Annotated in this window: 8 protein-coding genes; 4 read left to right on the top strand and 4 right to left on the bottom strand. The window is 65.7% G+C overall.

Annotated elements, in window-relative coordinates:
- Positions 1–229 precede the first annotated feature (229 nt).
- Positions 230–1,171, top strand: coding sequence for an ATP-grasp fold amidoligase family protein (locus ACTHLF_RS11620; protein WP_440327502.1), 942 nt, complete (start codon positions 230–232; stop codon positions 1,169–1,171).
- Positions 1,172–1,176: 5 nt separating this feature from the next.
- On the opposite strand, the gene ACTHLF_RS11615 is transcribed toward ACTHLF_RS11620, so the two are convergent.
- The 3 genes from ACTHLF_RS11615 to ACTHLF_RS11605 all read right to left on the bottom strand — a co-directional run bounded on the left by ACTHLF_RS11615 (position 1,177) and on the right by ACTHLF_RS11605 (position 4,203).
- A complete protein-coding gene (locus tag ACTHLF_RS11615) occupies positions 1,177–1,644 on the bottom strand; it encodes a hypothetical protein (protein ID WP_440327501.1) in 468 nt (155 codons plus the stop codon).
- Between the two features lie 356 nt (positions 1,645–2,000).
- A complete protein-coding gene (locus ACTHLF_RS11610; protein WP_440327500.1) occupies positions 2,001–3,119 on the bottom strand; it encodes a fatty acid desaturase family protein in 1,119 nt (372 codons plus the stop codon).
- 7 nt (positions 3,120–3,126) lie between these two features.
- Entirely contained in the window at positions 3,127–4,203 is a 1,077-nt protein-coding gene (locus ACTHLF_RS11605; protein WP_440327499.1) for a ferredoxin reductase, read from the bottom strand.
- A gap of 94 nt (positions 4,204–4,297) precedes the next feature.
- On the opposite strand from ACTHLF_RS11605, the gene fabR reads away from it, so the two are divergent.
- Complete coding sequence (gene fabR / locus ACTHLF_RS11600; RefSeq protein WP_440327498.1) at positions 4,298–4,945, top strand: HTH-type transcriptional repressor FabR; 648 nt, start codon at positions 4,298–4,300, stop codon at positions 4,943–4,945.
- A 111-nt stretch (positions 4,946–5,056) separates the two neighbouring features.
- On the opposite strand, the gene ACTHLF_RS11595 is transcribed toward fabR, so the two are convergent.
- Entirely contained in the window at positions 5,057–5,593 is a 537-nt protein-coding gene (locus ACTHLF_RS11595; protein WP_440327497.1) for a YaeQ family protein, read from the bottom strand.
- Between the two features lie 147 nt (positions 5,594–5,740).
- Between ACTHLF_RS11595 and ACTHLF_RS11590 the strand changes: the two genes are divergently transcribed.
- Together ACTHLF_RS11590 and ACTHLF_RS11585 are read left to right on the top strand one after the other, a co-directional pair.
- Entirely contained in the window at positions 5,741–6,184 is a 444-nt protein-coding gene (locus ACTHLF_RS11590; protein WP_440327496.1) for a hypothetical protein, read from the top strand.
- The gene (locus tag ACTHLF_RS11585; RefSeq protein ID WP_440327495.1) at positions 6,177–7,490 is read left to right on the top strand and encodes a PQQ-dependent sugar dehydrogenase; all 1,314 of its coding nucleotides are present in this window, start codon (positions 6,177–6,179) and stop codon (positions 7,488–7,490) included. The genes ACTHLF_RS11590 and ACTHLF_RS11585 overlap by 8 nt, the downstream gene beginning before the upstream one ends.
- Positions 7,491–7,649 lie beyond the last annotated feature (159 nt).

Raw genomic sequence — 7,649 nt, 5'->3', positions numbered from 1 at the left:
CGCGCGGGGTGCCCCCCCCCCCCCCCCGCGCGCCCACCCCCGCTCCCACAGGAGATTGCGCCCGTAGGACGTGCGTCACACTGTAAACCTCGACTGTTCAGCAACGTGATTGTGTCATTCATCACGTTTCTTGCCGGATTCGGCTATGGTTGCCGAAAATGCGTGGTGGCGCGCAGGCCCGTCCTGTCTGCGCCGCCTCGCCCGGGTGGCGGGCAGGGAGGGTGCAGGGATGTCAGCGAAGTTCACGAAACGCAGCCTGGTCCAGCGACTGCCGAGCTGGTCGTTTATCGACGCCACCGTGCATTTCGCCAGCTTCCTCCGCCAGCACAGACGCCTGCCGCGGCGCGAAAGCCAGCTGGTCAACGATGTCATTTACCGTCTGAAGGCTTCCGGGGAGTTGCAGGATCCCTTGCGCGTCTTCGTCACGGATAAGGAACTGCTGAAGGTCTACGTGCGGGACACGCTGGGCGACACGTTCAACGTCCCGACTACGCGAATCCTGCGGCATGTCAGCGAGGTGAGCGACGACGTTTTCCCCGAACGTTGCGTGATCAAGCCCACGCACGCGAGTGGCGAAGTCATCGTCCGGCGTGACGGCGAGCCGCTGGATCTGGCGCGGATCCGCCGCTGGTTCCAGCTCAACTATTACCGCCGTTCGCGCGAGCCAAATTATCGGTACCTGCAACCCAAGGTGATCGTCGAGCCGCTGGTCTTCGATGCGGATGACCTCATCGACTACAAGATCTTCTGCGTGGATGGATCGCCTCGGCTGATCCAGGTCGATGCGAACCGCCACGTGCGCCATTGCCGGCGTTTCTTCGACCTTGACTGGCAGCCACTGCATTTCGGCCTGGTTTATGAGCGGGGAACCATTGATGTCGCCCGGCCGGATAACCTCTCCGCGATGCTCGACACCGCGGCCCGGCTCAGCCGCGGCTTCTCGCTTATCCGGGTGGACCTGTACTCGAACGGCGAACAAGTCCTCGTCGGCGAACTCACCAACTGCCCCAGTGGCGCAAACGGCATTTTTTATCCAGCCGACGGCGAGGCCACGGCATCACGGATCATCCTTGGCGACGTGGTACGCAATGCGGTGCGTCCGCAGGTCAGCCTGACGGGGCCGGTGGCCATCGATACGCTTGATCTTGGTGATCTTGTCCGCGACGACTGATGGTCTCAGTGCCCCCTGAGCGTCTCGGCCGCTTCGGCCATCAGCGGCTGGCCGTTCAGCCGTAGCAGGATGCCGACGAAGCCCACGGCGATGCCGAGCAGGGCGGTCAGGGTACCGCCGGCCCAAAGGGCGACCTGCAATTTGGTCGGGTAACGCGCGAGCGCCTGCGAGATGCCGTTGAGTTTTTCCATGATGAGCGAGGTCGTGCCATCGATCTTGGCATCGAGCCGGGCTACAGCCCCGTCGATTTTGGTGTCGAGCCTTTCGACCGCGCTATCGATCTTGGCGTCGAGCCTTTCAACCGCGCTATCGATCTTGGCGTCGAGCCTCTCGACCGAGCTGTCGATCTTCTGCTCGAGCCTGGTTACCGTGCACTCGAGCGACCCGACCCGGGATTTTATTTCCCGTACGTCGCCCTTGATGACATCGACGTCGTCGCGAAGGTGATGGACGTCGTTTTCCAGCTTGGTCATGCGTGTTTGCATTAGCGTGCGATCTTCCTGGACATGTGCCGCGTGACGCGCTGCCGGCAGATGACGACGCGACAGCGTGGTTTGAAGTTCTTGCGATCTTGCCGCCATGAGAGTCTTCGACACAATGAGTGGTGGGTTGGAAGATGGTATGGCATCGCACTCTTGGCGGTGCCCGCCCCATTGCGTAGGCGTTTTCTGACTTCCGCGCGTGTTGGCGGCTGTTCACGCCTTGCGCGCGCCCGTGCGTATGACGAGCGACACCGCTGTGAGGGATTTCTGGAAAAGCAGCGCCACGAAGTAAATCGCCCGCGCGATGACTCGTGCGGGCGATCAGGGTGTGCCGATGTGTCGCGCGATCAGGTCGCCGGCACTTCCTTGCGGATGCGCACGGCGCGCGGACGGCTGGGCAGCGCGTGGCGCAGGATGCGCCAGACGACCTGGCCGAACTGGCGCGGCAGGGAGCCGGTGTTGTAGTGCTGGCCATAGCGAGCGCAGATCTCGCGCACTTCGACGGCCATGGCCGCGTAGCGGTTAGCCGGGAGGTCCGGATAGAAGTGGTGCTCGATCTGGTGGCTCAGGTTGCCCGACAGCACATCGATCACCTTGCCACCGCTGATGTTGGAAGAGCCACGCAGCTGACGCAGGTACCAGTGACCGCGTGTTTCGTTACGCAGCACTTCCTTCGGGAACACTTCGGCATCGGCGGTGAAGTGGCCGCAGAAGATGATCACGTACGTCCACACGTTGCGGAGGCCGTTGGCGACCAGGTTGCCGAGCAACACCGGCAGGAAGAACGGGCCGGCGAGCAGCGGGAACACCACGTAATCCTTCAGGAGCTGCTTGCCCATCTTGCGACCGACGGGGCGGAACGCCCGGCGCAGGTCGCGGAACTTCATCTTGCCTGCGAACAAGCGGCCGACGCGCAGGTCCTGGATCGCCACGCCCCACTGGAAAAGCAGCGCGAACACCACCGCGATCGCCGGCTGCATCAGGTAGAACGGGCGCCAGCGCTGCTCAGGGAAGATGCGCAGCAGGCCGTAGCCGATGTCGTCGTCCATGCCGCGAACGTTGGTGTACGTGTGGTGCTGGAAGTTGTGCGTCTTCCGCCAGGCCCGCGACGTGGCGACGATGTCCCACTCGTAGGTCTTGCCGTTGAGCTTCGGGTCGTTCATCCAGTCGTACTGGCCGTGGATGACGTTGTGGCCGAGCTCCATGTTCTCGAGGATCTTGGACAGCCCAAGCAGCAGCGTGCCGAGGATCCACGCGGGCACGAGCACGGTATGGACGAAAGCGCCAAGGAACAGCAGTGCGCGGCCCAGGACGCCGGTCCAGCGCACGCCCGCGACGACGCGACGAATGTAGCGCGCATCGCTCGGGCCGATATCGGCCTGGACGCGTGCGCGCAGTGCATCGAGTTCGGCGCCGAACGCATCGAGCTCGACAGCTGAGAGGGTGCGGTTGCGAGTACGGCTCATGTCGGTCTCAGAGATCCAGGATCAGGTCGGTGGTCGGCGCGCTGACGCAAAGGCGAAGCTGCGTCGACGGTTCGCTGCTGCGGTCACCGGTGAGAAGGTGGCGGGTGGTGCCGGTCTGGCGTTCGCATGCGCAGCTGTTGCAGATGCCCATGCGGCAGCCATGCGCCGGGCGGACGCCCTGGGCTTCCAGGCCCTCGAGCAGGGACTGGTTGCGGGAAAGCTTCAAGGTGCGGCCGCTGCGGGCAAGGTGCACGTCCACTTCGCCTGCTTCTTCCATTCCGGTGGCCGCAGGGAGGCTGAACGCCTCGGCCTCGAAGCTGGCGACCTGGCCATCGAGACGCGCACGCGCGGCCTCGACAAAGCCCCCCGGGCCACAGGCGAGGACGCGGCGCTGGTCGAGCGCCGACACCGCGTCGAACGACGTCTGGTCAACACGTACGGCGGGCGTGGTGCCTTCGCGGGTCAAGAGGAAGTGCACGCGCAGGCGCGGATGGGCCGCCGCAAGCGCCTGCAGCTCATCGACGAAACAAAGCTCGTCCTGCTGGCGTGCCCAGTAGAAGAGATCCACGTTCCGCGGCATGCCCCGGGCCGCAAGGTCGCGCAGCAGCGCTCGCATGGGCGTAATGCCGCTACCGGCGGCCAGGAGCAGCAGGTCGTCGCCAGCGGCCGCGAGGGTCATCGCGCCAAACGCCGGATCGAGGCTGATGATCTCGCCCACGCGTGCGTCGCGCGCCAGGTACGTGCTGACCCGTCCGCCGTCGATGGCCTTGACGGTGATGGCCAGGGTGCCATCGGCGAGCGGCGTGGGGCTGTAGCTGCGCACAAGCCGGCGCCCACCGATGGTCACGCCGATGTTCACGTGCTGGCCGGCGCTCATCCCGGCCCAGTGGCCGTTCGGGCGGAAGACCAGGGTCACCGCATCACGGCTCGCGGCGGTCCTTGAGACAAGGCGCGCCAACGGCTGTTCCAGGGTCCAGAGCCGGTTGACCCGGGTGGCCCAGAAGTCGAACAGGGCCGGGGAGACCGCGCGCCGGGCCAGGCGCAGCGGCCAGCGGGGTTTGGAGGCGGAGAGGGCAGCGTTCATGGGGTCATACTATACGAACACATATACGAATGTGTATACACATGTATATTTCTTGACCGAGGTATCATTTCTCCTCGAACGAACGGGCCCCGCCATGTCATCCAGCCTTCTCCTGCCGACCGCCGACGCGCCTCCCGCCCGCAAGGGTGCGATTTCGCGCGAAGACCTGCTGGCCGCGACCCTGAAAATCATCGGGCCGAACCGCAGCCTGTCGACGGTGAGCCTGCGCGAGGTGGCCCGCGAGGCGGGGATCGCGCCGAACAGCTTCTACCGGCAGTTCCGGGACATGGGGGAGTTGTCCGTCGCCCTGATCGACCTGGCGGGCAGCTCGCTGCGCACGATCATCGGCCAGGCACGCGAGCGGGCGACGTCGACCGAGCGGAGCGTCATCCGGGTCTCGGTCGAGACCTTCATGGAGCAGCTGCGCGCGGACGACAAGCTGCTCCATGTCCTGCTACGCGAGGGGGCGGTGGGTTCTGATGACTTCAAGCACGCGGTCGAGCGGGAGCTGGCCTACTTCGAGGATGAGCTCCGCGTGGACCTGATTCGCCTGGCCGCGGCGGATGGGGCGACCCTCTACCAGCCCCAGCTGGTGGCCCGCGCGATCACCCGACTGGTGTTCGCCATGGGCGCCATCGCGATGGACCAGCCGCCCGAACGCGATCCGGAATTAATCGAAGAGATCTCGCAGATGCTGCGGATGATCCTGACCGGCTCACACGCGCTGAACCGCGCAAGCTGACGCATCGCGTAGGAGCCCACCCTGTGGGCGACGCCTTTCGCTAAATAGTCTCTGGCCTGCGCGGTGGCGCGAATGATGTCGCCCACTGGGTGGGCTCCTACGGCAGGCGTTTCAGTTCAGTGTCGTCAGTTCGATCGGGATCACCGTCTCGCCGCTGATGACCTGCGCGTGGCCGTCCTGGACCATGAACTGCAATTGCATCGTGCGTTCGGTGAGCGCCGCCAGCGCATCGACCGTGGACGGCGCCACATCGATGACCGTGACGTTCTTCGTCCGCGCCACCGCCGATGAAATCTTCTTCCACCACACCTCGGCTCCACGGCCGCTGTAGGTGTAAATGATCACCCGGTTGGCGCGCCCGGCCGCGCGGCGGATGCGCTGCTCATCCGGCTGGCCCAGCTCGATCCACAGGTCGACCTCGCCCGTGAGTTCCTTGCGCCACAGGTCCGGCTCGTCGTCGGAGCTGATGCCCTTGCCGAACACCAGCGATTCGTCGGCGTTCAGGGCGAAGGCCAGGACGCGGACCATCATCCGCTCATCGGTCTCCGAGGGGTGCTGGGCAATGGTCAGGGCGTGGCCCTGGTAGTAGTGGCGGTCCATGTCGCTGACCTGGAGGTCCGCCTTGAAGACCGTGGATTTGAGTGCCATGGGGTGCCCGGGGCTCGAAAGTAGCCGCCAAGCGTACACGTGTGGGAGCGTGCTTGCGCGCGCCCCCACATGCGCCGGGGGATCCATACAAGGCCTAGACGTAGGGCGGGCCTACTATCCGCTGGACTTCCCAGGGGGACCAAACCCATGAGCTACCCAGCCGCACCACGCCGTTCCGCCGTGGCCAATGCCATCTACGGCCTACTTAATCCCATCCCGTTCGGCTTTTTCGTCGCCGCAATGATCTTCGACATCATCTACGCGAAGACCGGCACCATCCTCTGGGTCAAGGCCGCAGCCTGGTTGATTACCCTCGGCCTGCTGCTCGCGATCATCCCGCGCCTGGTCAACCTCGCCCAGGTCTGGATCACCTCGCGCCGTTTCAGCACGGGTGCGGACCACGTCGATTTCTGGCTGAACTTCGTCGCGATCGTCGCGGCGATCCTCAACGCCTTCGTCCACAGCCGGGATGCCTACGCGATGATGCCTGCCGGCATGTGGCTCTCCGTGCTCACGGTGCTGCTCATCGCCATCGGCCACGTCATCATCGCCGTGCGCTACTCCACGGACCGGGGGTACAACCATGTCTAAGCATGTCTACCGTGGCGCGCTCGCCCTGGCCTGCGTGGCCATCCTCGGCGGCTGTGCTGAAAAGGCCTCGCAAAGCGCGGCCGACCAGTCCGGCGGCAACCCGTCTATGCCCAAGGCGCAGAACTTCCTGGTGCCGCCGATGCAGGTGCCCGATTTCGCAGGGTGGAAGGACGGTGCGATGCCCACCGTCGCTCCCGGCCTGAAGATCGAAAAGATCGCCGGTGACCTGAAGCATCCGCGGCAATTGCTGACCCTGCCGAATGGCGACGTGCTCGTCGTCGAATCCAACGGCCCCGGCGAGGAGGCCGTCACCACGCCCAAGCAGCTGATTGCCGGCATGGTGAAGAACAAGTCGGGCAAGGGTGCCAAGGGCGGCAACCAGATCACGCTCCTGCGCAAGGGCGGCTCCGGCGAGTGGGAGAAGCATGTGTTCATCAAGGGCCTGCATTCCCCGTTCGGCGTGCAGCTGATCGGTAGCACGCTCTACGTGGCGAACACCGATGCCATCGTGACCTTCCCGTATACCGACGGCCAGACCGAGATCACCACGCCCGGCGTGGAGTTCACCGACCTGCCTTCCACCGTCAACCACCACTGGACCAAGGCGCTCCAGGCTAACGCCGATGGCACCAAGCTCTACGTGGGCGTCGGCTCGAACAGCAACATTACCGAGAACGGCCAGGAAATCGAATACCGCCGGGCGAACGTGCTCGAGGTAGATGTGGCCAGCCGCGGCAGCCGCATCTACGCCTCGGGCATTCGTAACCCCACCGGGCTCGCGTGGGATCCGACCACGAACAAGCTCTGGGCCATCGCCAACGAGCGCGATGAAATCGGCGCGGACCTCGTGCCCGATTACATGACCGCCGTGACCGAAGGCGCGTTCTACGGCTGGCCGTACAGCTACTACGGCCAGCACGTGGACACGCGTGTGATGCCGCAGCGGCCGGACATGGTGGCGAAGGCCATCCCGCCGGACTATGCGCTGGGCTCGCACGTGGCCGCGCTGGGGCTGACGCTTTCGCAAAAAAATGCGCTGCCGGCGAAGTACCAGGTCGGCGCTTTCGTCGGTGAGCACGGCAGCTGGGATCGCTCGCCGCTCAGCGGCTACGCCGTCGTGTTCGTCGCCTTCCAGGATGGCAAGCCGGTCGGCAAGCCGGAGACGCTGGTGAGCGGTTTCTACTCGAAGGATGAAAAGCAGCTGTTCGGCGCGCCGGTCGGCGTGACCTTCGACAAGGACGGTGCGCTGCTGATCGCGGACGACGTGGGCAATACGGTGTGGCGCGTGACCTCCGCCGCGCCGTAACAGCCGTTGTGGGAGCGGGGGGGGGGGGGGGGGGGGGGGGGGGGGGGAGCCCCCCCCCCCCCCCCCCCCCACCCCCCGCCCCCCCCGCGCGCCCCCCCCCCCCCCAGGCGCAGGGCGCGCCCCCCCCCCGCCCCCCCCGCGGCGCGCCCGCGCGGCGCC

Source organism: Luteibacter sp. (assembly GCF_051958795.1).
GTDB lineage: Bacteria > Pseudomonadota > Gammaproteobacteria > Xanthomonadales > Rhodanobacteraceae > Luteibacter.
Note: the sequence above shows the minus strand (reverse complement) of the source record. Positions and strands in the feature narration are given on the sequence as shown.

Bases quoted from the DNA above. Each gene is read 5' to 3' on its own strand.
- ACTHLF_RS11620 (WP_440327502.1), top strand. From the start codon at position 230: ATGTCAGCGAAGTTCACGAAACGCAGCCTGGTCCAGCGACTGCCGAGC.
- ACTHLF_RS11615 (WP_440327501.1), bottom strand. From the start codon at position 1,644: ATGACCAAGCTGGAAAACGACGTCCATCACCTTCGCGACGACGTCGAT.
- ACTHLF_RS11610 (WP_440327500.1), bottom strand. From the start codon at position 3,119: ATGAGCCGTACTCGCAACCGCACCCTCTCAGCTGTCGAGCTCGATGCG.
- ACTHLF_RS11605 (WP_440327499.1), bottom strand. From the start codon at position 4,203: ATGAACGCTGCCCTCTCCGCCTCCAAACCCCGCTGGCCGCTGCGCCTG.
- fabR (WP_440327498.1), top strand. From the start codon at position 4,298: ATGTCATCCAGCCTTCTCCTGCCGACCGCCGACGCGCCTCCCGCCCGC.
- ACTHLF_RS11595 (WP_440327497.1), bottom strand. From the start codon at position 5,593: ATGGCACTCAAATCCACGGTCTTCAAGGCGGACCTCCAGGTCAGCGAC.
- ACTHLF_RS11590 (WP_440327496.1), top strand. From the start codon at position 5,741: ATGAGCTACCCAGCCGCACCACGCCGTTCCGCCGTGGCCAATGCCATC.
- ACTHLF_RS11585 (WP_440327495.1), top strand. From the start codon at position 6,177: ATGTCTAAGCATGTCTACCGTGGCGCGCTCGCCCTGGCCTGCGTGGCC.